Annotated in this window: 30 protein-coding genes, 1 tRNA gene and 1 pseudogene; 14 read left to right on the top strand and 18 right to left on the bottom strand. The window is 40.2% G+C overall.

The annotated features are described in order from the left end of the window. Positions 1 to 150: 150 nt before the first annotated feature. The gene (locus CFY87_RS10675; protein ID WP_094947647.1) at positions 151 to 474 is read left to right on the top strand and encodes an HI1450 family dsDNA-mimic protein; all 324 of its coding nucleotides are present in this window, start codon (positions 151 to 153) and stop codon (positions 472 to 474) included. Between the two features lie 112 nt (positions 475 to 586). Here CFY87_RS10675 and dapD read toward each other — a convergent pair whose 3' ends face one another. The 5 genes from dapD to smrB form a co-directional block, all read right to left on the bottom strand. Beyond that, positions 587 to 1414, bottom strand: a complete 828-nt coding sequence (dapD, locus tag CFY87_RS10670) for a 2,3,4,5-tetrahydropyridine-2,6-dicarboxylate N-succinyltransferase (protein WP_094947645.1) — start codon at positions 1412 to 1414, stop codon at positions 587 to 589. A gap of 190 nt (positions 1415 to 1604) precedes the next feature. After that, positions 1605 to 2576, bottom strand: coding sequence for an HTH-type transcriptional regulator CysB (gene cysB, locus CFY87_RS10665; RefSeq protein WP_094947735.1), 972 nt, complete (start codon positions 2574 to 2576; stop codon positions 1605 to 1607). A 61-nt stretch (positions 2577 to 2637) separates the two neighbouring features. Further along, positions 2638 to 3615, bottom strand: coding sequence for a 23S rRNA pseudouridine(2605) synthase RluB (gene rluB / locus CFY87_RS10660; protein ID WP_094947643.1), 978 nt, complete (start codon positions 3613 to 3615; stop codon positions 2638 to 2640). 45 nt (positions 3616 to 3660) lie between these two features. After that, positions 3661 to 4287, bottom strand: a complete 627-nt coding sequence (locus CFY87_RS10655) for an L-threonylcarbamoyladenylate synthase (RefSeq protein WP_094947640.1) — start codon at positions 4285 to 4287, stop codon at positions 3661 to 3663. Between the two features lie 115 nt (positions 4288 to 4402). Further along, positions 4403 to 4909 (bottom strand): endonuclease SmrB, encoded by a 507-nt coding sequence (gene smrB, locus CFY87_RS10650; protein ID WP_094947637.1) that lies wholly within the window; start codon positions 4907 to 4909, stop codon positions 4403 to 4405. A gap of 140 nt (positions 4910 to 5049) precedes the next feature. Here smrB and prmB point away from each other — a divergent pair, with 140 nt between their 5' ends. The 4 genes from prmB to CFY87_RS10630 all read left to right on the top strand — a co-directional run bounded on the left by prmB (position 5050) and on the right by CFY87_RS10630 (position 7690). Then, positions 5050 to 6030, top strand: coding sequence for a 50S ribosomal protein L3 N(5)-glutamine methyltransferase (gene prmB / locus CFY87_RS10645; RefSeq protein WP_094947634.1), 981 nt, complete (start codon positions 5050 to 5052; stop codon positions 6028 to 6030). A 189-nt stretch (positions 6031 to 6219) separates the two neighbouring features. Continuing rightward, a tRNA-Ser gene (locus CFY87_RS10640) sits at positions 6220 to 6309 on the top strand. Between the two features lie 325 nt (positions 6310 to 6634). After that, positions 6635 to 7297 carry a Bax inhibitor-1 family protein gene (locus CFY87_RS10635; protein ID WP_094947631.1) on the top strand — a complete coding sequence of 221 codons (663 nt, stop codon included), beginning with the start codon at positions 6635 to 6637 and terminating at the stop codon, positions 7295 to 7297. Between the two features lie 63 nt (positions 7298 to 7360). Then, entirely contained in the window at positions 7361 to 7690 is a 330-nt protein-coding gene (locus CFY87_RS10630) for a TusE/DsrC/DsvC family sulfur relay protein (protein WP_094947628.1), read from the top strand. 22 nt (positions 7691 to 7712) lie between these two features. Here the strand turns inward: CFY87_RS10630 and CFY87_RS10625 are convergent, their stop codons facing one another. Continuing rightward, positions 7713 to 7985, bottom strand: a complete 273-nt coding sequence (locus tag CFY87_RS10625; RefSeq protein WP_094947733.1) for an acylphosphatase — start codon at positions 7983 to 7985, stop codon at positions 7713 to 7715. Positions 7986 to 8153: 168 nt separating this feature from the next. On the opposite strand from CFY87_RS10625, the gene CFY87_RS10620 reads away from it, so the two are divergent. From CFY87_RS10620 to yccS, 4 genes are all read left to right on the top strand, one after another. Continuing rightward, positions 8154 to 8813 (top strand): curli polymerization inhibitor CsgI-related protein, encoded by a 660-nt coding sequence (locus tag CFY87_RS10620; RefSeq protein WP_094947624.1) that lies wholly within the window; start codon positions 8154 to 8156, stop codon positions 8811 to 8813. A gap of 76 nt (positions 8814 to 8889) precedes the next feature. Then, on the top strand, positions 8890 to 9348 hold the full coding sequence (gene mgsA, locus CFY87_RS10615; RefSeq protein ID WP_094947621.1) for a methylglyoxal synthase: 459 nt from the start codon (positions 8890 to 8892) through the stop codon (positions 9346 to 9348). Positions 9349 to 9356: 8 nt separating this feature from the next. After that, positions 9357 to 9803 carry a YccF domain-containing protein gene (locus CFY87_RS10610; RefSeq protein ID WP_094947614.1) on the top strand — a complete coding sequence of 149 codons (447 nt, stop codon included), beginning with the start codon at positions 9357 to 9359 and terminating at the stop codon, positions 9801 to 9803. Position 9804: 1 nt separating this feature from the next. Next, positions 9805 to 11976, top strand: coding sequence for a YccS family putative transporter (yccS, locus tag CFY87_RS10605; protein ID WP_094947611.1), 2172 nt, complete (start codon positions 9805 to 9807; stop codon positions 11974 to 11976). 65 nt (positions 11977 to 12041) lie between these two features. Here the strand turns inward: yccS and nrdB are convergent, their stop codons facing one another. The 3 genes from nrdB to CFY87_RS10590 all read right to left on the bottom strand — a co-directional run bounded on the left by nrdB (position 12042) and on the right by CFY87_RS10590 (position 14307). After that, complete coding sequence (gene nrdB, locus CFY87_RS10600; protein ID WP_094947609.1) at positions 12042 to 13172, bottom strand: class Ia ribonucleoside-diphosphate reductase subunit beta; 1131 nt, start codon at positions 13170 to 13172, stop codon at positions 12042 to 12044. 86 nt (positions 13173 to 13258) lie between these two features. Continuing rightward, positions 13259 to 13993 carry a tRNA pseudouridine(65) synthase TruC gene (gene truC, locus CFY87_RS10595; protein ID WP_094947606.1) on the bottom strand — a complete coding sequence of 245 codons (735 nt, stop codon included), beginning with the start codon at positions 13991 to 13993 and terminating at the stop codon, positions 13259 to 13261. Continuing rightward, positions 13993 to 14307: a YqcC family protein gene (locus tag CFY87_RS10590; RefSeq protein ID WP_094947603.1), complete on the bottom strand. Its 315-nt coding sequence runs from the start codon at positions 14305 to 14307 to the stop codon at positions 13993 to 13995. Before CFY87_RS10590 ends, truC begins: the two co-directional genes overlap by 1 nt. 101 nt (positions 14308 to 14408) lie before the next feature. Between CFY87_RS10590 and CFY87_RS10585 the strand changes: the two genes are divergently transcribed. Then, positions 14409 to 15188, top strand: coding sequence for a Zn-ribbon-containing protein (locus tag CFY87_RS10585; RefSeq protein ID WP_094947600.1), 780 nt, complete (start codon positions 14409 to 14411; stop codon positions 15186 to 15188). A gap of 49 nt (positions 15189 to 15237) precedes the next feature. Here the strand turns inward: CFY87_RS10585 and CFY87_RS10580 are convergent, their stop codons facing one another. Both CFY87_RS10580 and cuyB read right to left on the bottom strand, forming a co-directional pair. Further along, positions 15238 to 16539: an anaerobic C4-dicarboxylate transporter gene (locus CFY87_RS10580; protein ID WP_094947598.1), complete on the bottom strand. Its 1302-nt coding sequence runs from the start codon at positions 16537 to 16539 to the stop codon at positions 15238 to 15240. A gap of 28 nt (positions 16540 to 16567) precedes the next feature. Beyond that, entirely contained in the window at positions 16568 to 17260 is a 693-nt protein-coding gene (gene cuyB, locus CFY87_RS10575) for a cysteate racemase (RefSeq protein ID WP_094947596.1), read from the bottom strand. Between the two features lie 265 nt (positions 17261 to 17525). Here cuyB and CFY87_RS12365 point away from each other — a divergent pair, with 265 nt between their 5' ends. From CFY87_RS12365 to ppnN, 4 genes are read left to right on the top strand one after another with little or no spacing between them, the layout of a single operon-like run. Then, positions 17526 to 18026, top strand: a complete 501-nt coding sequence (locus CFY87_RS12365) for a LysR family transcriptional regulator (RefSeq protein WP_236757421.1) — start codon at positions 17526 to 17528, stop codon at positions 18024 to 18026. A gap of 40 nt (positions 18027 to 18066) precedes the next feature. Then, a complete protein-coding gene (locus tag CFY87_RS12360; protein ID WP_236757420.1) occupies positions 18067 to 18420 on the top strand; it encodes a LysR substrate-binding domain-containing protein in 354 nt (117 codons plus the stop codon). Between the two features lie 9 nt (positions 18421 to 18429). Continuing rightward, positions 18430 to 19269, top strand: coding sequence for an NADPH-dependent 7-cyano-7-deazaguanine reductase QueF (queF, locus tag CFY87_RS10565; protein ID WP_094947593.1), 840 nt, complete (start codon positions 18430 to 18432; stop codon positions 19267 to 19269). A gap of 9 nt (positions 19270 to 19278) precedes the next feature. Beyond that, positions 19279 to 20643 (top strand): nucleotide 5'-monophosphate nucleosidase PpnN, encoded by a 1365-nt coding sequence (gene ppnN, locus CFY87_RS10560; protein ID WP_094947590.1) that lies wholly within the window; start codon positions 19279 to 19281, stop codon positions 20641 to 20643. A 53-nt stretch (positions 20644 to 20696) separates the two neighbouring features. On the opposite strand, the gene rplT is transcribed toward ppnN, so the two are convergent. The 7 genes and pseudogenes from rplT to CFY87_RS10525 all read right to left on the bottom strand — a co-directional run bounded on the left by rplT (position 20697) and on the right by CFY87_RS10525 (position 24338). Continuing rightward, the gene (gene rplT / locus CFY87_RS10555; protein ID WP_094947587.1) at positions 20697 to 21050 is read right to left on the bottom strand and encodes a 50S ribosomal protein L20; all 354 of its coding nucleotides are present in this window, start codon (positions 21048 to 21050) and stop codon (positions 20697 to 20699) included. Positions 21051 to 21107: 57 nt separating this feature from the next. After that, positions 21108 to 21305 (bottom strand): 50S ribosomal protein L35, encoded by a 198-nt coding sequence (gene rpmI, locus CFY87_RS10550; protein WP_005596065.1) that lies wholly within the window; start codon positions 21303 to 21305, stop codon positions 21108 to 21110. Between the two features lie 111 nt (positions 21306 to 21416). Continuing rightward, positions 21417 to 21914, bottom strand: a complete 498-nt coding sequence (infC, locus tag CFY87_RS10545; protein ID WP_425320780.1) for a translation initiation factor IF-3 — start codon at positions 21912 to 21914, stop codon at positions 21417 to 21419. Between the two features lie 196 nt (positions 21915 to 22110). After that, positions 22111 to 22439: pseudogene (gene grxD / locus CFY87_RS10540) on the bottom strand (Grx4 family monothiol glutaredoxin). 88 nt (positions 22440 to 22527) lie between these two features. Then, entirely contained in the window at positions 22528 to 23304 is a 777-nt protein-coding gene (locus tag CFY87_RS10535; protein ID WP_094947581.1) for a TPM domain-containing protein, read from the bottom strand. Further along, positions 23297 to 23743: a TPM domain-containing protein gene (locus CFY87_RS10530; protein WP_094947578.1), complete on the bottom strand. Its 447-nt coding sequence runs from the start codon at positions 23741 to 23743 to the stop codon at positions 23297 to 23299. The genes CFY87_RS10535 and CFY87_RS10530 overlap by 8 nt, the downstream gene beginning before the upstream one ends. Before the next feature lie 13 nt (positions 23744 to 23756). Continuing rightward, positions 23757 to 24338, bottom strand: a complete 582-nt coding sequence (locus CFY87_RS10525; protein WP_094947575.1) for a LemA family protein — start codon at positions 24336 to 24338, stop codon at positions 23757 to 23759. Positions 24339 to 24449: the final 111 nt, after the last annotated feature.

The following is a 24449-nucleotide window of genomic DNA, read 5'->3' as shown; positions in this document are numbered from 1 at the left end:
ATGTAGCACAAAAATCAGCAAAAGTGCGGTAATTTTCTTATTATTTTCCACAAGTCACGCCCTTTGGTTTAGCATTCATCTCTTCTCTAATGATACGTAATATTTTATGCTATGATACAATTCTCTTGTTGTTTTAGCTTTGGAAAATTTATGACACAAAATATACAAAAACTCGATCCCGACTCCGCTATTAATATGGCTTATGATATTTTCTTGGAAATGGCAGGCGAAAACCTCGATCCGGCAGATATTTTGCTGTTTAATTTACAATTTGAAGAACGTGGCGCGGTAGAATTTGTGGAAACTGCCGACGATTGGGAGCAAGAAATCGGCGTTTTAATCGACCCGGAAGCCTATGCGGAAGTTTGGATTGGCTTGGTCAATAAACAAGATGAAATGGACGATATTTTTGCCAAACTCCTCATCTCGCACCGCGAAGAAGACCGCGAATACCATATTATTTGGAAAAAATAATTAAATAGCCTAATGCTAGGTTAATCATTCAACTCAAAAGCGAAAAAAAGTGCGGTAAAAATGACCGCACTTTTCATTTGACAGGCAATTTTACTACCGCCCTAAAAGCAAATTATTCTTCGATTGAACGCAATAATTCGTTGATGCCCACTTTCCCTAAGGTTTTCGCATCAACTTTTTTCACAATTACCGCGCAATATAAGCTATATTTACCATCTTTAGATGGCAGGCTGCCGGAAACCACCACAGATCCCGCCGGAACACGTCCGTAGAACACTTCGCCGGTTTCGCGATCATAAATTTTGGTAGATTGACCGATAAAGACGCCCATGGAAATAACACAACCGTCTTCCACGATAACGCCCTCAACCACTTCAGAGCGCGCACCGATAAAGCAGTTGTCACCAATAATGGTTGGGTTTGCTTGTAACGGTTCTAATACGCCGCCAATACCCACCCCACCGGATAAATGCACATTTTTACCAATTTGCGCACAAGATCCCACGGTTGCCCAAGTATCGACCATGGTGCCTTCGCCAACATAGGCACCGATATTGACATAAGATGGCATTAATACGGTGTTTTTAGCAATATACGCGCCTTTACGCACAGTTGCTGACGGCACTACGCGAAAGCCTTCTTGTTGAAAACGTTCAGCGGTGTAATTGGCAAATTTCAATGGTACTTTGTCATAATATTTGGTTTCTGCCCCGTCAATAATTTCGTTATCATTAATGCGGAAAGAAAGTAATACCGCTTTTTTCAACCATTGATGGGTCACCCATTCACCATCAATTTTTTCCGCCACGCGATATTTCCCCTGATCCAATCCTTCAATCACATCTTCAATTGCCGCACGCGTTTGCGCATCAACGGTTTTTGGCGTAATGTCGGCGCGACGCTCAAATGCCGCTTCAATGATATTTTGCAAGTTTGACATAGTGTTTCCTATAACGAATAAATTAAAAAATAAAGCCTTATTCTTACATAAATCCACTAAAAAGACATCTTTTTTCTGTGAGCACCATTTCATTCGCTATCAAGAAAAGCAAAAAACATAAGAGGAAAGGCGATAAAAAATGCGATAAAAATCACCGCACTTTATTCATTTTCGCATTCAGCCACGCCACTTAGTGCGTTTCCAACTCAATGCCTTCAAATAATTTTTTCACCGCGTTATTATCATGCAAACGCTCTGCTTTTTCAACCACGGAACGCGTTAAGTGCGGCGAAAAATAGCTAATAAAATCATACATATAATTACGTAAAAAAATGCTATGTTTAAACGCAATTTGGGTCATACTCGGACGGAAGAGATGGCTTGCATCCAATGCCAATAAATCTGTATCCGCCGGAGTGTGCGCCATTGACGCCATAATTCCGACGCCTAATCCCAAGCGCACATAGGTTTTGATCACGTCGGCATCAGTTGCGGTAAACACAATATTCGGCAAAATACCGGCACTATTAAAGGCATAGTCCAAATCCGAAACGCCCGTAAAACCGAAAGTATAGGTCACCAACGGGTATTTACCCAATGCTTCCACCGTCAATTTTTCGCATTTAGCCAAAGGATGTTCCGGCTTGACAATCACCGAACGATTCCACATATAACAAGGCAACAACACCACATCATCAAATAAATATTGCGCTTCCGTAGTAATCGCAAAATCCACTTCGCCAGAAAGCAATGCATCATAAATTTGCATTGGTGAACCTTGATGAATATGCAAGCTAACGTCAGGATATTGCTTAGAAAAGCGCTCCACCACCGGCGGCAGCATATAACGCGCTTGCGTATTGGTCGTTGCAATACGCAATACCCCATGATTAGGTTGGGTATATTCGTTTGCCACTGCGCGAATACTTTGTGTTTTCACCAATAATTCGCGCGCAATCGACACAATTTTTTTCCCGGCTGGCGTCAACGCTTTAATATGTTTGCCATTACGCTCAAAAATTTCCAAGCCCAATTCGTCTTCCAACAAACGCACCTGTTTACTGATCCCTGGTTGAGAAGTAAACAAGGTATTCGCCGCTTCCGTAACGTTCAGATTTTGATTAACAATTTCGACAATATAACGCAGTTGCTGTATTTTCATAATATGGATCATAAATCACCGCATTTTTGCATCAAGGCGTGCAAAAGTGCGGTAGTTTTTCTTAGGATTTCTTATAACGCTTACTTAATTCCCCATAACGTTTAACCGCTTTACGAATTTGATTCGTTTTTGGACGACGTTTTGGTTTATTTACATCAAGTTTCGTTTCTGTTTCCGGGGGAAGACCGACCAATTCACGCAAATAATTTACATTGGTCAAATTCATTTCTTCCCACCCCCCGCGAGGCAATGATTTCATCAAATGAATATTACCATAGCGAATACGAATTAAACGGCTGACTTGAATCCCTTGTGATTCCCACAGACGACGGACTTCACGATTACGCCCCTCCATCAAGGTTACATCAAACCACTGATTCATCCCTTGCCCACCCGCCGCTTTAATTGACTTAAAACTTGCCGGACCATCTTCCAATTGAACCCCTTTTTTCAAACGCTGAAGCATCGATTCATCCACTTGCCCGAATACCCGAACTGAATATCCGCGTTCCACTTCCCGACTCGGATGCATCAAACGATTGGCTAATTCACCATCGGTAGTAAACAACAATAAACCGGAAGTATTAATATCCAAGCGCCCAACCGCAATCCAACGAGACCCTGTTAAGCGCGGCAAACGATCAAATACCGTCGCCCGTCCCTCCGGATCATGACGAGTACAAAGCTCGCCTTCCGGTTTGTAATACATCAACACACGACACACTTCTTTTTGCGCGTGTAATAAATTGACAACATGACCGTCAATACGCACTTTTACACCGGAATGCACATCAATCCGATCACCTAAAGTTGCGACTTTTCCATCCACGCTGATACGATTTTCCGCAATCATCGCCTCAATTTCGCGTCGCGATCCTTGACCGGCGCGCGCCAAGACTTTTTGCAATTTCTCGCCATCTACTTTTGCTTTAGCGTTGACATTCGCCTTATTCACAGGCGCACTTTTTCCCTTTTTTTCCGCGGATTTTTTCTCAAAGTGCGGTGCTTTTAGGCGAGAGTTTGTATTCTTTACTTTCATATTTCCTCTTGTCGCTTTCACAAGCGTCTTTCATTGTAATTAAATTTATCCGATAAAAGGGGCGGTAGCTCCGCTTCCTTCACGTAAAATAACCGGCGTTCCCTCCGTCAAATCCACCACCGTCGTTGGGTCTTGTCCTAAATAACCGCCATGAATAATCAAATCCACTTGGCGCTCCAGACGATCGCGAATTTCCTCCGGATCCGATTGGGTGATATGATCTTCGCCGGGCAGCATCAACGAACAAGATAACAACGGTTCATTTAACGCTTTCAGCAATTCCAACGCAATCTGATTATCCGGCACGCGCAGACCAATGGTTTTGCGTTTCGAGGTCATCAAACGTCGCGGCAATTCTTTGGTGGCAGTTAAAATAAACGTATAACGCCCGGGCGTATTATTTTTAATCAACCGATAAGCACTATTGGTCACCACAGAATACGTGGATAATTCCGACAAATCGCTGCATACCAACGTAAAATTATGCCCTTCCGGTAGCTGCCTGATTTGCACAATTCTATCCATGGCGTGCTTATCGCCGACTAAACAGCCCAACGCATATCCTGAATCTGTCGGATAAACGATAACGCCACCTTTCCGTAAAATTTCCACTGTTTGATTAATCAAACGCGCTTGTGGATTTTCCGGATGAACATAAAAAAACTGACTCATATCCCCTTCCTTCCATCACTTGATGCAATTATACACAAATCAAGCAAAATCCGATAACCTTTTACTCGCAATACTCGGAAAAATTCAACAGCGTAGCGTCCGTGAATGCCATTTTTTACACATCCAACAGCATTAAAATCGCCGCTTCCCCGCCCCACGCTTTCGGCGCTTGATGCAAAGCGCGCACACGCGGATGTTGCACCAACCAGCGGGGAATTTGGCGTTTTAAAGTATAAGTGCCATATCCGGTCATCACGCCGGCGCAATATAAATGCGCTTTTTCACAGGCAAGAATTAATTCCGCCAGCTCCAATTTGGCTTCATCTTTGGTTAAGCCATGTAAATCTAAAAAAATTTGTGGGGAAAAATCGCCGCGGCGTAATTGTTTCAACAAATAACTGTCTTCATTTTCACGTAAATATTTGACCGCACTTTCTTCTTCCAATAAGGGCTCATATTCGTCCGAGAAGAAAAACAGCGTATCTTCTGTTTCACGAAGACTGCGAATTTCCTCTTTTTTTCGTCTATTTTTCCCCCGTGGCGGCACAAACTCATTTTGCCGCAATTTTTTTGTTCCTTTGATCGCTTCACGAAACAAAGCAATATCTTCTTCTTTTAACATAGTTTTCTTATGATGATAAAAATTTTTCTGAATTGTAAAAATAATCGGATATAAATGTCGATTTTGATCACCGACTTGACATAAAATAGTGCCATATCATTATCATAACAAATTTTCGCTTACTTGACGAAGGATAGCCTATGAATACCCATTTTCACCTCGATCCCGACAACGATATTATTGATCCGCAATTACTTGCCTCACAAATTACGCAAGATCTGCATTCCATCCAAGATTATTTACGCTGGACATTGTCTATGTTCAACCGCGCAGAAATTTATTATGGTCATGGTTATGATAATGGCTGGGATGAAGCACAACAATTGGTTTTCTCGGCGCTGCAGCTGCCTCCCGATTTTCCCGTAGCCTTTTATCCGTCCCGTCTCACTCAAACAGAAAAAGAAACCATCATTGAATTGGTAACACAACGCATTAATCAACGTATTCCCGTTGCCTATCTCACCAACAGCGCTTGGTTTTGCGGATTGGAATTTTATGTAGATGAACGCGTCATCATTCCGCGCTCGCCGATCAGCGCGCTGATTCAAGAAAAATTTGCCGGTTTATTAACCCAATCACCAACGCGTATTTTAGATATGTGTACCGGCAGCGGCTGTATCGCTATCGCCTGCGCCGAGCAATTTCCGCAAGCGGAAGTGGATGCGGTTGATTTATCTGTGGATGCGTTAAATGTGGCGGAAATCAATATTGAGCGATATCAACTCGCCCATCGCGTAATCCCGATACAATCAGATTTATTTCGCCAATTGCCACAGGATCATTATGATCTTATCGTGACCAATCCGCCGTATGTAGATGCGGAAGACTTAGCAGAGATGCCGGAAGAATTCCATCACGAACCGGAAATAGCGCTCGGATCCGGTGCCGACGGATTATACGCCACTAAACAAATTTTACTATATGCCGCCGATTATCTTAACGACAATGGCGTGTTAGTATGCGAAGTCGGGAACAGCATGGTGCACCTCGTCGAACAATTGCCAACGGTTCCGTTTCGCTGGGTTGAATTAAAAAATGGTGGCTTAGGCGTTTTTGCACTCACCAAAGCGGAATTACTACAATCGCAAGCCGAAATTAAACGCCTCGTTGAACAAGCATAGAACAAACATAGAATAAGCCTAAAAACCCATCATTTTTTCACCGCACTTTGTCTCAACTTCCCACAAAGTGCGGTTATTTTTGCCTTAATTTTGTGCAAGATGTATAAATAATCTTCTTTCAAAAGCTCCCCTTCTATTTTTTAATTTACATCATTTTTTTTCTATATTATATTACGCTACATCCACAACGGAGGAATGGTCGAGTGGTTGAAGGCACCGGTCTTGAAAACCGGCGAGGGTTTACGCCCTCCGTGAGTTCGAATCTCACTTCCTCCGCCATTTTTCTATGAAGTTGTAAGTTTACGATCTCAAGAATTAGTAAGCTGCAACTTTTTTGTTTTCTACAATTTCTTTCAATGCTTCATTTTTCAACGCTCATTTTTGATGTATCTCACCCTACCCCCTAAGAGTGACCAAAGTTTGACTTGATTTGCATAGCTTAAACAATCTGTTGTAATTTAAGAAAATATACAGCGTAATTTGTGTGGCATAACGAAAAATGGCCGCATATTGAAGTATAAAATTTGTAGATAATACATTGACTTTTACCCATCTAACCGCTACTTTATAATCTGTTTTTTGTTAAACTTACACAGGAGCTTTTATGGAATCTCGTATTATTGTTGATGCAGGCAGAGAGTCGGTTTTGGCAACCAATAAAGTGTTGCGTAATACATACTTTTTACTGGCATTAACCTTAACTTTTTCGGCGATCGTTGCGTTTGCCGCCATGAGTTTAAATTTACCTCGCTTGCATTTTGTCGTGTTACTAGTCGGATTTTACGGGTTGTTATTTTTAAATAATGCGTTAGCAAATAGCGGTTGGGGGATTTTATCCACCTTCGCATTAACCGGATTTTTGGGTTATTCTCTCGGTCCAATTTTAAGTCATTACGTGGGAGCCGGATTAGGTGATTTAGTGGTGCTCGCGCTTGCCGGTACCGCTGCGGTCTTTTTCGCTTGCTCGGCTTATGTGTTAACCACGAAAAAAGATATGTCTTTCTTATCCGGCATGATGTTTGCACTTTTTGTGGTTCTACTTGTCGGCATGGTGGCAAGTTTCTTCTTTAATACACCGGCGCTTTATGTGGCGATCAGCGCATTATTTATCATATTTTCTACTATGGGGATTTTATATGAAACCAGCAATATCGTTCATGGCGGAGAAACAAACTATATTCGTGCAACCGTAAGTTTATACGTTTCACTCTACAATTTATTTATCAGCCTATTGAATTTATTAGGTATTTTAAATAACAACGACTAATTTATGCAGTCTCAATGAAACACCCCGTTTTGGGGTGTTTTTGATCGGAGGGTATTGTTTTTTATGTTAATCGTTAATAATATAACGCTTGAAACCGACGCAACCGGTTATTTGGCAGATATGTCGCTGTGGAATGAAGATGTGGCAAAAGCTATTGCGCAGCAAGAAAATATTGTGCTAACCGAGGCGCATTGGGAAGTGATTTATTTCGTGCGCCAGTTCTACCAAGAATACCACACCTCTCCCGCCATTCGGATGTTAGTAAAATCGCTGGCAGAAAAATTAGGAGCGGAAAAAGGCAATAGTCGTTATCTGCAACGTCTTTTTCCTGAAGGTCCGGCAAAACAAGCCACCAAACTCGCGGGACTACCGAAACCGGCAAAATGCCTTTAAGCCGCTTAATCTTCATCAATCTTTAGCGTTGCACAGAAAAATCATCAAAAACCGCTTGTCCAACATAATCTTGCATAATGACCTGTTTGACATCGGCGGTTTTTGGTCCCTGCTGTAGCCAATGATATAAGGCATCTATTTGTGAATCCTCTCCCATGGCAATCACTTCGACGCTACCGTCTTGTCGATTTCGAACCATGCCACATAACGCTAATTCATTGGCTTGTTTCCACGTAAAATAACGAAAACCGACGCCCTGTACCCGACCATAGATCAAAAAATGTTTTTTTAACATCATCACCCACATTATCCTTCAATTTATTGCTAAATTTAAAAAATTTTTTAAAGAAAATGCACTTTTCTATTTTCATTCTCTTTGAATTGGAATAGGATAGCAATCATTCCTTTGAGAATAAACCCATTTAATTATTTGTAAAGATTGTATCTAGATAAAGGAGCAATTATGAAATTCCGTTCTGCTGCATTGGCGACTACCGCCCTATTAATGAGTACAGCCAGCTTTGCAGGTGTTGTAACCAGTTCAACTAATATTGAATTTTTAGCGATTGATGGAAAAAAACCGGCAACTTCTCTTTTAAAATCAACCAATTCTTTCAATGTAAACGATTCACAAATGCACCAAGTTGTAGTGAGAGTGAGTGAAATTATCCGTGCAGGCTCCGACCGCGAATTATTCGAATCTGCTCCAATTATTATCTCTTTCCAAGGTTCCCAAGAAGATGTGGTGATTTCTGCACCGCGTATTGAAGACGAGCGTGACGCAAAAAATTTCAAAAAAAATCCAACAATTTCAGTAAAAACCGTTTCCGGTCGTGAAATTGCGACCAAACAAGATACCTTGGCACAGGAAGGTTTTTTGCCGGGTGTTAATCTTGTAAACACCTTATCTGATTATAATACCTCCGGCGCAGCCGCCTCGGTTTCTTCATTAGCGACGACTGCGGTTCCTGCTGCGGTAGCCGGTTTCGCAACCAAAGCAAATAAAGGAAAAGTCATCGTACAAGGTGAAAATGTGGCTGAACAACAATTGCAATATTGGTTCCAACAAGCGGATAAAGAAACTCAAGCGCGTTTCTTAGACTGGGCTAAAAAATTGAAATAATTGATGATTGCCGGTTTCGTTTTGCTATAATAAAAAGTGAGCTTAAATTGCTCACTTTTTTATTTGAGGAGGAATTATGCAAACCATCACCAGAACTCTATCCCCGCATAAAAGCATTGCTCTTGTCGCACATGATCACTGCAAACAAGATCTCATAAATTGGTGTAGAAACAACCGCACTTTACTAAGCCAACATACGTTATACGCTACCGGAACCACCGGTAATCTAATCCGGCAAGAAACGCAGCTGAAAATTGCCAATCTATTAAGCGGTCCAATGGGTGGTGATCAGCAATTAGGCGGATTAATCGCGGAAAATAAAATTGATTTGCTGATTTTCTTCTGGGATCCAATGAATGCGGTACCTCATGATCCTGATGTGAAAGCCTTAATGCGAATTGCTACGGTTTGGAATATTCCGGTAGCAATGAATATGGCAACAGCAGATTTTCTCATTAGCTCGCCTCATTTTAATCAATCTATTGATATTCGCATTCCTGATTATCAAGGTTATTTACAAGCTCGGATTAAATAGGACCACCTATGGCTCTGATTTTAAACATTTTAAATTTTATTCTCGGCGGATTTGCCACTACGCTAGGTTGGTTTTTAGCGACAATCGTCAGCGCCGTCCTGATCGTCACTCTGCCTTACAGCCGAAGCTGCTGGGAAATCACCAAAATGTCATTTGTGCCTTTTGGCAATGATATTATTCATGTGAAATATCTTGAACCGAAAAGCGCTACATTAAATACATTAGGTAGCGTATTTAACGTGGTTTGGTTTATTTTATTCGGTTGGTGGTTGTGCATTTTCCATATTATCGCCGGTATTTCGCAATGTATCACCATTATCGGCATTCCCGTCGGTTTAGCCAATTTTAAACTCGCCGGTATTTCCTTATTTCCGGTTGGACAACGTGTCGTCTCCAAAGAATTAGCTCAACTAGCTCGTCAACGAGCGGCACAACAACAATTTTACGATCATTAATATGAATAATTGGTTCAATGCGAAAGTTATTGCGGCAATTCCTATTTTTATCGCGGTAAACCTTGCCGCAATAACAGTTTGGGTATTAGGCATCTCGCAACAGAGTATGCCATTAGTGTTAGGTATCATTGCCGGCGGCTTGGTAGATCTTGATAATCGTCTTACCGGGCGTTTAAAAAATATTTTTTATACCCTAATCGCCTTTTCTATTTCCTCCCTTTGCGTCCAATTAACCTTAGGCAAAGGGCTGGAATTTACCCTGTTAATGACAGTGATAACCTTTGTATTTACCCTCGTCGGTGCAGTAGGACTGCGTTATAGAACCATTTCATTCGGTACGCTAGTGGTCGCGGTCTATACCACCTTAACCTATCTCCCCGACACCCTATGGTATCTCAATCCGCTTCTCATTCTATGCGGAACCTTGCTCTACAGCAGTATTACCGTTATCGTTTATTTGTTTTTCCCTAACCGTCCGGTACAGGAAAATATGGCAAAATCCTTTGTCGCGCTTGCTGAATATCTGGAAGCTAAAGCCGCATTTTTCGATCCTGACGATATTGAGCAACTAGCAAACAAGCAAGTCATCCTTGCCATGAAAAACAGTACGTTAATCGACGCCTTTAATGCTTGTCGAACTGCCTTGTTTTATCGAATTCGGGGGCAAAATCGCCATGCCCGAACCACCAAAATGCTTAAATTTTACTTTTCGGCACAAGATATTCACGAGCGCGTAAATTCCAGCTATTTCAATTACTTTGAATTAGCGCAACAGCTTAAAAACAGCGATCTGATTTTCCGTATTCAGCGCTTACTTGAGCTGCAAGCGCAAGCCTGTCGTGATGTGGCGCAAAGTTTACGCCAAAATAAAACTTATAATTACAATGTACGCTTAGAAAAAGCCATTCTCGGTATCAATCAATCCCTTGAAATTCATGCCAAAAATTATTCAGATGCCAATGACAAGCGTTTATTTGCATTGAAAACTTTAATTGATAATTTACAAGGTGTAGATTGGCAATTGCGCCATCTGGAACAAGCACAATCGGTACAAGAAGAAAATTCGGAAAAAGCCAAAATTCATAATGAACAAATTACCGGTTTAAAAAATATTTGGCTGGCTATTCATAGCCACCTCAATTTCAATTCCCAATTGTTCCGCCATGCAATACGACTTTCCATTGTGGTATTTATCAGCTGTATTATTGTTGAGTATTTCCAATTGGATCGTGGCTATTGGATATTATTAACTGCCATTTTTGTCTGTCAGCCCAACTATTCCGCCACCAAAAAACGCTTAAAACAGCGCATTATTGGCACCATACTCGGCGTCATTATCGGTTCCCTACTGCCTTATATTCAACCGACTTTAGCGTTGCAACTGGGATTAATTGTAGTCACCAGTACCCTATTTTTCTTTTTCCGCAGTAACAATTACAGTTACTCCACCTTTTTCATCACATTACAAGTTTTAATCAGTTTTAACGTAATGGGATTTGATATTCACACCGCAACTTTCTCGCGCCTACTGGATACTCTTATCGGCGCCTTGATCGCCTGGTTTGCCGTCTCTTATTTATGGCCGGATTGGCGTTATTTACAATTGGATAAAGTAATCCGCCAAGCAATAAAAAGTGATGCGAAATATTTGCTTTACGTCATCAGTCAATTGCAATTCGGCAAAGGCGATCTCTTGAAATATCGCATTGCCCGTCGCAACGCCCACGACTGCGCCGCCACACTGAGTACAACACTTGCCGACATGAGCAGTGAACCACAAAAATACAAAGCCCATTTACAGGAAGGATTTGAGCTGTTAAAAATTAACTATTCTCTGCTTAGTTATATTTCAGCCCTTGGTGCCTACCGCAAAAACCTCAAACGCACCACACAAACCATCAGTTTTCTGGCGGAATTCTATCCTATTGCGAAAAAAATGATTTATGTGCTGGAACATATCGACAGTCTCACACCGAAGATATTTAACAAGCTCCTGCTCAACATAGAACTATCGCTCAAGCAGTTAAGTGATGATCAAGTGATCAATTGCACACAAACCGAATTCAGTATTCCGGTGCAACAACTCAACTTGATTTACCAAATTCTGCCACAACTTCATAGTATATTTTATCACCATCCGAAGATAACCTCACTTACTGCCAATGAAGTATAAAAAAGAAAAATAGCACAAAAAAAGTGCGGTTAAAATGACCGCACTTTTCCCATTGTATTCCGAAATTACAAATCAAAATCGCCGAAATCATTGGTATCCACTTTCGAATCAATTTGCCCCACCAAATAGGAACTGACTTCCACTTCTTGCGGTGCCACCTGTACATTATCAGACACAAGCCAAGCATTAATCCACGGAATCGGATTGGAACGCGTCTGGAACGGTAACGGTAATCCCACCGCTTGCATCCGAATATTGGTAATATATTCAACATATTGCACCAAAATATCGCGATTTAAACCAATCATAGAACCGTCTTTAAACAAATAATCTGCCCATTCTTTTTCTTGTTCAGCCGCCGCGACAAATAACTCATAGGCTTCTTGTTTACATTCTTCCGCAATTTCCGCCATTTCCGGATCATCTTGTCCGGCAGCCATAATGTTCAAAATATGCTGTGTACCGGTTAAATGTAAAGATTCATCACGGGCAATAAATTTGATGATTTTAGCATTCCCTTCCATTAATCGGCGCTCGGCAAACGCAAAAGAACACGCAAAAGACACATAGAAACGAATTGCTTCTAACGCATTGACGCTCATCAAACATAAATACAATTGTTTTTTTAAATGACGTAAGGTCACCACGCATTCTTTGCCATCCACCGTATAAGTGCCTTCGCCATACAATCCGTATAACTGGCTGTCGCGAATTAAATCATCATAATAAGCAGAAATATCGCGCGCCCGTTTAATGATTTCTTTATTGGTCACAATATCATCAAATACTACAGAAGGATCGTTAACAATATTGCGGATAATATGAGTATAAGAACGCGAATGGATCGTTTCAGAAAATGTCCAAGTTTCAATCCAAGTTTCCAATTCCGGAATAGAAACCAGAGGTAATAACGCCACATTTGGGCTGCGACCTTGGATGGAATCCAACAACGTTTGATATTTTAAATTACTGATAAAAATATGTTTTTCATGTTCCGGCAAAGCCTGATAATCAATGCGATCTTGCGACACGTCCACTTCTTCCGGACGCCAGAAAAAAGATAATTGTTTTTCGATTAATTTTTCAAAGGTTTCGTATTTTTGTTGATCATAACGAGCGACGTTCACATTTTGTCCAAAGAACATGGGTTCTTTTAATTGATCATTTTTAGCTTGAGAAAACGTAGTATATGCCATATATCCTCACAATAAAGAGATTTGTGCCTTATTCTACCTTAAGTTCAACGAAATGCTAAATCGTTTTTCTTTCCCTAAAAGGGCGGTCAATTTTGGATGGATTTTATTGACCAGCCAAAACGTGCTAATAATTGCTGCCATTGTTGGTCAAGTGGCGCAACAATTTCAAGGCGTTGCAGCGTAACCGGATGAAAAATAGTCAATTTTTCACAATGCAACATCAAGCGATTGACGCCAATATGCTCGGTTAAGGCGCGATTTTGATGCAAATCGCCATATTGTGTATCGCCTAAAATCGGATGAAAAATATGCTTCATATGGCGACGCAATTGGTGTTTACGTCCTGTCCGGGGAATTAATCTGATCAAGGAATAACGACTAGTTTGATAACGTCCTACCGCATAAGGCATTTCTGCGGTATCCAATCCGACATAATCGGTCAGCGCTTCTTGAGGCGCTTTGTCTTGACGAGAAAATTTATCAGCAATTTTATCCAATTGAATTTTCAGCGGATAATCAATCTGCGCCGCACCATGAACATAGCCGCGCACCACCGCCAAATAAGATTTTTCTACCGATTTTTGCTCAAATTGCCGACAAAGCAAATTCGCACATTCGCTATTCAAGGCAAACAACAATACACCGGAAGTCGGGCGATCCAGACGGTGAATGGGATAAACCAACTGCCCCAACTGATCGCGCAAAGTTTGCATGACAAATTGCCTCTCGCCTGAATCCAGCCAACTGCGATGCACCAACATACCCGCCGGCTTATTGACCGCCACAAGATGCTCGTCTTGATAAAGAATATCCAGTAACATTATTGCTGCTGACAAATTTTTTCAATTTCACTGAGCGGCTGCAAAAGGCGCGGTAAATCGTCCAATTCTTTCAGTGCTTCTTCAATATAAGGCACAATGGCAATCTTCGCCGGCAACGGTAAATCGCTTTCCAATAAAGCATACATTCGAGGAATAAACACCCATTGTAACCATTCACTTGCGCTCATGGTATCCATAGAAAAAGGCTCGTTACTTAAAAATGCTGACTCTACCGGCGGCATGGTTTGCCATAATTCCAATTCTTGCATCACCTTTTGCAACGCCGCTAAATGCAATTTTGTTTGCTCTTTCATAAAAATTCCTAAATTATCGGACATTCCCCATAAACTATTTGTATATTTTATGAAATTTGGCTATGTTTATCCACTCTATGATTAACAGCAAATAGTATCCTATGTATATTATCGACGTATTTTTTCGCTATCATACCGATTGCGCGCTTGAACAAGGACGCTATCTGATCAATCAAATTATCGATCAATGGCGCTATAACGGACAAATTATCGGCAGAGAAATTCCGCTTTATCTTGCAGAACAAGAAAAACAACTCGGTTTTGCCGCTCGCGTCATTTGTCCGCAACAACACAGTTTATTACCGGAATTAAATAATATAGAAGTTGATCGCGCTTTGGAAAAAGCAAAAAGTGCGGGGATTTTTTTCGATAATTTTCAAGTGGTTGCCGACGATCTCAATTCCGACTCCACTTGTCAGAAAACTCCCCGATGGCAATTACTTTATACCACCCATTTGCATTCTTGCTCTCCGTTACACAGCGGCGACGATTTTGCGCCAATTCCGTTATATCAATCCCTAAAAAAAGCACCGCATTTAAGTATGGATGTGATCAAATGGCAAGAAAATTGGCAAGCCTGTGATCAATTGCAAATGAACGGATCAGCACTTGAACAGCACGCCTTACAACAAATTTCCGCTATCGATAGCACCCTCACCAAACACGGACGTTATTTAGCACAAGATATCGAACACCACACCGGCATACCGACCTATTACTATCTTTACCGCGTTGGCGGCGAAAGTTTAACCACAGAACAACAACGCCACTGCCCAAATTGCCAACAGGAATGGAAACTCACAGAGCCGCTATTTGATCTGTTTTATTTTAAATGCGATCATTGTCGCCTCATATCGAATTTATCTTGGAATTGGTTATAAGAATTAAGTCATTTCCTCTAATGAGAAAATGACTTAATAAAGTAATAAATTATACAATCATTGGCGCCCACACGAACCCAAAAATCAACGCGCTAATAATGCCTAAGGTTGCCGGTAACATAAAGGGATGATCCACTAAATATTTCCCAGCTCTGGTTGAACCCGTCGTATCAATTTCCATCGCGGCAAGTGATGTTGGGTATGTTGGCAAAAGAAAGATTCCCGTTACAGCAATAAATGATGCTAAAATTGCCCAATGAGGAACAGCTAAACCAACCGCTAATGGAATAATCAGTGGCGCAGTTGATCCTTGTGAATATAATAATGCACAAGTAAAAAACAATACCGCAGCCAATAGCATTGGATATTGGGTCAATATATCCCCCGCAACCGCTTTAATACCAACTAAATGCGCGTCAACAAAAGTTGTTCCCAAGGTAACGATACCAAGAATAATTGCAATTGATGTCATTCCTGAACGAAATATGGAACTTGTGGTAATAGAATCCGGTGTAATTTTACCGCACAACATCATTAAGCAAGATGCACTAAGCATGCATACTATAATAATATTTCTTGTACTTATTGTTTTTCCATCTTGATATATAGGTCGTAGATCCGGAAATGCGGCAAGTAATACAATAACCAAAACGGATAGTAAGAAGAATAATACTGAATACTTAGCAGAAGGAGAAATTTCTGCCATTTTGGTCGCCTCTTTTGAAACTAATCCATCTTGCAAGCGTTGAAGGTAAACTTTGTCATCTTGCAATTCACAACCTTGTTTTGAAGATACAAATGCAGCAATCATTGAAGCTACAAAAGAAGCAGGTAAACAAACTGCCATTACCTGTAGAAATGTCACACCATTTCCTTCCATTGTCGCTAACATTGCAGCCATTGCAGCACTAATAGGAGAACCCGCAACCGCAAATTGTGATGCTACGACAGAACCGGCAAGCGCTCTGGATGGACGAACTCCTGATTCTCTTGCAACCTCCGCAATAATAGGTAATGTAGAAAATACAACAAACCCAGTACCTGTTACAATCGTCATTAACCACGTAACAGCAGGCGCAATAAAATTAATATATTTAGGATTTTTACGCATTAATTTTGCAGCATATTGAATTAATAATGCCATTCCTCCGCTTGCCTGCAAAGTAGCTGCAGCTAATACGACTGTCATAATAATTAATATTACATCAATGGGAATACTACCGACCGGCAATCCCAATACTAATGTAAGAAAAAAGAGTCCTACTCCGCCAAATAATCCAATGCCTATACCGCCTGTTCGAATACCTAAAAAAATACATATCAGAACAATCAAACTTTCCACCCAAATCATAATATGCCTCCTATTTCAAAATGAAAACCTAATGAGTGTTGTACCAATCAATCGCTGCCTGCACTAAAACTTGTGTTGAATCAATATATAAATTAGGATTGTTCTTTAGTTCATCAGCTAAAACTATCGGCACTTCAGTGCATCCTAAAATAATTAATTCTGCCCCTTGTTTAATTAATTCATCCCGTTGTGCTAACATCAATTCTGTGGCAAGTTTTAAATTCCCTCCTTTTAAAGAATAAATACTTTCCATAACTTTTTTTTGTCCCTGTATTGTCGGTCTAATAAATGTCAATCCATGTTCTTCTAATTTATTTTTATAAAGGTTAGTCGCTAATGTTGCATCAGTTGCAAGTAAGCCTATCCGTTGCATTCTTGTATTAAGTACAGCGTCAACGACCGCATCAATCATACTGAGCATCTCAATATTGGTTCGTTTCTTTAAATCTGAAAACCAATAATGTGCAGTATTACAAGCAATAATGATGCACGTTGCCCCCGCCACCTGTAACCCTTTCACATATTTTTCCATGAACGGTTTTGGATTTTCTCCATTACTTAAAATTGAAGCGCTACGATCGGGAATATCCGGAATTGATGAAATAAGTAAGGGAATATGATCTTGATCCTTTTTGGCAGGAGTCAATTGAATAAATTTTTGAAACATATCAGCAGTTGCTGCAGGGCCCATTCCCCCTAAAATACCAATAACATTTTTCATAAATAATTTCTCCATACTTGTCAGACACATAAAGGTTTTATCAATGGATATGAAAAAAATGAAATGCAATAAATAGTGAGGCTATGAAAAAACAGAAATAGATAAAAAATGCTCTTGTTTTTTTTTTTTTTTCCTATCCCCTGTGTGCCTTGCCTCCACGACTAATTTAAAATTAATAATAAAATCAATTAACTATAAAGTTGTAATTATTTTTAATAATACGATTTATGAAAATGGTATGCAAAATTTGCATAAAAAGGAAACAATGAAAAATATAGAAACAAAATGGCTGGAAGATTTTATTACATTAGAAGAATGTAGAAATTTTTCACAAGCTGCTGAAATAAGAAACCTATCTCAATCCGCCTTTAGTCGAAGAATATCGGCATTAGAAGAAAGTTTAGGGGTAAAATTATTTAACCGTTCGATTATACCATTGCAGCTAACGGAAGAAGGACGATTATTTCATGCTCAAACAAGAAATCTATTACAACAGCTACAAGCAAACTTAGATGAATTGCTTAGACAAAGCCACGGATTACCTAATATAAAAGTAGCTGCAGCACATTCTTTATCGCTATCTATTCTGCCTCATATTATTAAGTCATCCTCTTCTCATGGAGAACTCATCTATGCAGTTGAAGCAATTGATGTGGATCAAACTGTTACCACGTTAATAGAAGGGAAAAGTGATTTTATTTTTTCTTTTTATGATGAACTTTTAATGCAAGAACCATTTCAATCAATTGAAATATTAAAAACGTAAAATTTATCCTGTTTCTGCGGTAGATGAATTCGGAAACCCTGTGTTTAATTTAAAAATGGAAAATATTCCTTTGTTAAACTACACGCCAAATTCTTATATGGGAAGATTAGTTAATCGAAAATTAGCTAATTGTAACATTTTAAAAACAAAAACAATTTTTCTTTCTTCTATGTCGGAATTACTAAAAAATATTACGTTGAGTAAACAAGGAATTGCATGGTTACCGGAATATTCTATCTCGGAAGAAATAAAACGAGGTCAATTAAAAATACTTGACCAACATGACTTAGTTATACCGATTAATGCTTATATTTATAGAATGAATACACGTTTAAATAACCATGCCGAATATTTTTGGCATCTCATCAAAGATACGATAAAAGTTAAATATTAAGGAAAGCCCATGCATTATTATGACCAAAGTTTGCAATCATTACCCCTCGGAAAACAAACAAAATATGCGGAAAATTATGACCGCACTTTATTGCAACCCGTACCGCGTTCGTTAAATCGCGACAGTTTAGGTATTACTGCACAGCAACCTTTTACCATTGGCGCGGATATTTGGACGGCCTATGAGATTTCGTGGCTGAATACCAAAGGCGTGCCGCAAGTGGCAATTGCTGATGTGGAAATTGATTGTGCCAGCCTAAATTTGATTGAATCGAAAAGTTTTAAACTTTACCTCAATAGTTTCAACCAAAGCAAATTTATCTCATTCGACGAAGTTTGCCACATTTTGCAGCAAGATTTACAACAATGCGCGCAAGGAGAGGTCAAAGTGCGGTTAAATTCTTTAGCGAATTATCACTGCACACCGATCGCCTCTTTTGTCGGCGATTGCATTGATGAACAGAATATTGAAATCGTCGATTACCAATTTAATCCGCAATTATTGCAACATTGTACCGGCGAAAATCCGGTGGATGAAGTACTGGTCAGCCATTTATTGAAATCCAATTGCCTTATCACACAGCAACCTGATTGGGGCAGTGTACAAATTCATTACGTAGGAAAACAAATTGATCGTGAAAAATTATTGCGCTATCTTATTTCTTATCGACAGCATAATGAGTTTCACGAACAATGCGTCGAGCGAATTTTTTGTGATTTGATGCAATTTGCCAAACCGGAAAAACTCACCGTCTATGCGCGTTATACGCGGCGCGGCGGGTTGGATATTAATCCGTTTCGTTCCAATTTTGAGCCAATTCCGTTAAATCAACGTTTAGCTCGTCAATAAGGAGTCTTTATGAGTCATATTCACTATGTCAATCCAAAAGGAAGCATGGATCAACTTTCGCATTTGGAAGTGGAACAATTGGCGAAAAAAGCGCGGTCGAAATTATATACGTTATATCGCAATTGTTCTTTAGCGGTACTCAATTCCGGCGCGGTAACGGATGATAGTCGCGCATTGTTAAATCAATATCCTGATTTTGATATTAATTTGCTTGCGCGAGAACGTGGCGTAGCATTAGAGCTACACAATCCGCCACAAACTGCGTTTGTGGATGATAGAATGATTGCTAACATTCAATATCATTTGTTTGCTGTGTTGCGTGATATTTTATTTGTCAACGTACTCAACCAGCGTATTAATCCCTGCGATATTCAAGACAGCAAACATATCACCAACCAAGTATTTGCGATTTTACGTAATGCCAAAGCGCTGATTGTAGGCGAACATCCAAATCTTGTAGTGTGCTGGGGCGGGCATTCCATCAACCAAATTGAATACCAATATTGTCGTGCAGTCGGGCTAGAATTAGGCTTGCGTGAACTCAATATTATTACCGGCTGCGGCCCCGGCGTCATGGAAGCGCCAATGAAAGGCGCCGCTGTCGGTCATGCCAATCAACGTTATAAAAATAGCCGCTTTATCGGAATTACCGAACCCTCTATTATTGCCTCCGAACCGCCAAACCCGATTGTGAATGAGCTTATCATCATGCCGGATATTGAAAAACGGTTGGAAGCCTTTGTGCGCATGGGACATGCTATCGTGATTTTCCCGGGTGGACCGGGAACATTTGAAGAATTACTTTATATTTTAGGAATCAAACTTAACCCGCAAAATAAAGCACAAACGTTACCTCTTATTTTGACCGGTCCAAAAGAAAGTGCTGATTATTTTGCAACTATTGATCGGTTTATCGGTGAAACCTTGGGCGAAGAAGCGCAAGCGTTATATGAGATTATCATTGATAATCCGGTTAAAGTGGCGCGCCGCGTGAAATCAGCAATGCAAGTCATTCGCGAAACACGCTATGAAAAAGGGAATTCTTACGGGTTTAACTGGTCATTAAAAATCGATCCGGAATTTCAAATACCATTTATCCCAACCCATCAAAATATGACGGAATTGGATTTGCATTTAAATCAATCAAAAGTGTCTCTCGCGGCGAATTTACGTCGGGTTTTCTCCGGTATTGTCGCGGGAAATATCAAACCTGAAACCCAAGATGAAATAGAAGAATTGGGTAAATTCCAATTACAAGGCGATCCGGAATTAATGGAAAAAGTCGATCGTGTACTGCAAGACTTTATCGAGCAACACCGGATGAAATTGCCGGGTGGCGATGCCTATGAACCTTGCTATGAAATCTTAAAATAAGAAGCTAAAAAAGGACACCAAGCGGTGTCCTAATTTATCTAAACTTTAAAAAATTAAAGTACAGATTTTGCTTTTTCAACTAAAGCAGCAAAAGCAACTTTGTCGAATACTGCAATATCAGCTAAAATCTTACGATCGATTTCAACAGAAGCTTTTTTCAAGCCATTGATGAATTTGCTGTAAGACAAACCGTTTTGACGAGCCGCTGCGTTAATACGAGCAATCCATAATTGACGGAATTGACGTTTACGTTGACGACGGTCACGGTAAGCATATTGACCAGCTTTAATTACAGCTTGGAACGCAACGCGATAAACACGTGAACGCGCACCATAATAACCTTTAGCAGCCTTAAGAACTTTCTTATGGCGTGCTCTTGCAATAACACCACGTTTTACACGAGCCATTATCTAATCTCCTATGTCTATTTAATGAACTAAAAATTAACTTAACGTACGCTGTGCTTATGCATATGGCAAGCACGCTACAACTAAAACTTGGTCAGCTTTCGCAACCATAGATTTATGACGTAGATGACGTTTACGTTTAGTGGTTTTCTTAGTTAAAATATGACGTAAGTGAGATTGTTTACGTTTGAAACCGCCGGAAGCGGTTTTCTTGAAACGCTTCGCAGCACCACGTACTGTTTTAATTTTAGGCATTGTTTTATAAACTCCGCATTGTTTAAGTTAATAACCAATAATTAGGCGAATAAAAGTGCGGTCAAAAATACAACTATTCTCACCGCACTTTTGTTACTTGAAATGCACTAATTATTTCTTTTTAGGGGCAAGTACCATAACAGCTTGTCGACCTTCCAGTTTACCCGGAGCGGATTCCACAACAGAAATCTCGGCAAGATCATTTTTAACACGCTCCAACACGTCCAAACCGATATCTTGGTGAGCCATTTCGCGTCCGCGGAAACGAACGGTAATTTTGGCTTTATCCCCATCTTCTAAAAAGCGAATCAGGCTGCGTAGTTTTACCTGATAGTCGCCCTCGTCTGTACCCGGACGGAATTTAATTTCCTTCACTTGTACAACTTTCTGCTTTTTCTTCTGCTCTTTTGCCGCTTTTCCTTTTTCATAGAGGAATTTACCGTAATTCATGATACGACACACCGGTGGCTCGGCATTAGGGCTAATTTCAACAAGATCTAATTCCAGTGATTCCGCTTTTTCTAAAGCTTCCTGAATACTTACAATGCCCGCCTGTTTACCCTCTTGGTCAATCAAACGAATTTCTTTCACTCGAATTTCATCATTGATACGATTCGGGCGATTTACAGCCGGTGCTTTTTTTACGGTTTTAATAATTTATTCCTCTTATTACTTTTCAGACAATCAAACTGCATTAGCAGAAGACCATAATTTTTTTCGCGCCATTTTACAGCACAACGCACGAATTCTATAGGATTTTCAATTCGGTTGCAAGTAGGATTTGCGCTTACTTGTGTCGCCGAATTTAGTTTTGCGGATGTCTTGCAGCCACTTCAGATAGTAAGGTTTGCAATTCACCTTGCTGAAACATTTCAAGCACAATGTCGCAGCCTCCAACTAATTCACCCTCTACCCATAATTGTGGGAATGTCGGCCAATTCGCATACCTCGGCAACTCCGCACGAATATCCGGATATTGCAAAATATCCACATAACCAAAAGGTACATTGCAGTTGATAAGTGCTTCTACTGCCCGTGCTGAAAATCCGCAAGAAGGAAATTTCGGCGAACCTTTCATATAAAGAAGAATCGGATTTTCACTAATTTGTTTTTAATTTTATCTAAAGTTTCCATAATCATCCTTAACTGTTTGAATAACAAAATAGGTGCATTGTATCATAACCAAAAGAAACGATAAATAACCTACTTTAAATATCAACTATTACCAACTTCCGCCGGCGCCACCGCCACCAAAGCCACCGCCACCAAAGCCACTACCGCCAGCTCCGTCACCAAATCCGCCACCGAATCCCCCAAAGCCACTGCGGCCACGACGAGATAAGCTGGATTGACGAATTAAATTTTCCATTTGATGGCGATTGCTCGGGCTAATATAAGGTTTTTTACGCCAACTCAGTTCACCGAAAATTACAAAAAATACAAACAAGCAAACCATGACAAAAGGAATATAACTTCCCCAGTCATTTTCTTCCTGTTGGTAAGGATCAAATTCGCCTTTGCTGGCAGCAATAATGTAATCTAATCCGTGGCTAATACCTTGTGCATAGTGATTTTGTTTAAATTGTGGCGTGATTACTTGACGAATAATTTGCGATAAAAAAGCATCCGGCAATTCGCCTTCCAGCCCTTGACCGGTAGCAATAAAAATTTTTCGATCATTGACCGCTACCAGCATCAACACACCATTATTTAACTGCTTGCGCCCAATCCCCCATTTATCCCCGAGTTCAAAGGCATATTGCGAAATGTCATATTCTTCCGTAGAAGGAATCAACACAACCGCAATCTGCGAGCTGGTTTCTTTTGAATAGGCAATTAATTTATTTTCTAATTGCTGCTTTTCATTGCCGGTTAATGTACGAGTATAATCATTAACATACTGAAACGGCGTTGGCGAAGCGGGAAAAGAAACCGCCATCAGGAGCGAACTGAAAAAAAGTGCGAAAAAAATGACCGCACTCTTTAATATTTTAGTCATTGATAATCACCTCATTTTCCAATTCGTTCATGTCATCCGCTTGAATTGGGAAATATTTCGTTAACTCCTCACCAATTTGCTCAATAACCTCAACAATACCGGCGGTATAATCAGCTCGTTTGAAATAGGCCATCATCAAATCACATTGCTCACGCCAAAAACCTTCGCCGACGTACCGGTGAATACCTTGATCGCCAATAATGGCGCACTGATGATCTTTGAATGCAATATAAATCAATACGCCATTACGCGCTTTAGTGGTATCCATTTTTAGTTCGTTAAAAACCTGCAACGCGCGATTGAGGGAAGAATATTTCTCCTCATGTGAGAGATGGCGTTCAATATAAACGCGTAATTCCGCTGACGTTTGTTGCTCAAGGCGACTGATTGCCACCTCAATTTGTGCTTTATTAAATGGAATTCGTGAAAATAAAGGCATATTTGATCGCACTTTAGTTAAAATTCACCACAGGCGCATTCTCTGCACCGGCTGCAGATTTGAAATAAGGTTTATCTTTAAAACCAAAAATCAGAGCTGCCAATTTGGTTGGGAAAGTACGCACTTTTTGATTATAAATACGAGCGGCATCATTAAACTTATTGCGCGCAACATTGATACGGTTTTCTGTGCCTTCAAGTTGTGCTTGAAGATTTATGAAACCTTCGTGTGCTTTTAATTCCGGATATTTTTCCACTGTGACCAATAAACGAGATAAGGCGGAACCAACGGAATTTTGATTTTGTTGGAATTCAACCAATTGGGTTTCCGTCATATTTGCCGGATCGATTTTTGTTTGCGTCGCTTTGGAGCGCGCTTCAATCACTTGTGTCAATGTCTCTTTTTCAAAATTCGCTTGACCTTTGACCGTATTCACTAAATTTGGAATAAGATCTGCACGACGTTGATAACTGGATTCTACATTCGCCCATACCGAATCAATCTCTTCTTCCGCTTTCACCAAGCCATTGTAGCCGGTCATCAGCGTAAATCCGGCGATCACAGCGATAATAATAACAACTAACCATTTTTTCATTTTGAGTTCCTTATTCAAAAAAGTGATATTCAAATAGACAAAAGACCCAAGCACGAATGCCTAGGTCTTTTTATATTATCACATAGTGAGATAAACAAATTTAATTATTTG

It is taken from the genome of Actinobacillus seminis, assembly GCF_002263215.1.
Lineage (GTDB): Bacteria > Pseudomonadota > Gammaproteobacteria > Enterobacterales > Pasteurellaceae > Actinobacillus_B > Actinobacillus_B seminis.
Note: the sequence above shows the minus strand (reverse complement) of the source record. Positions and strands in the feature narration are given on the sequence as shown.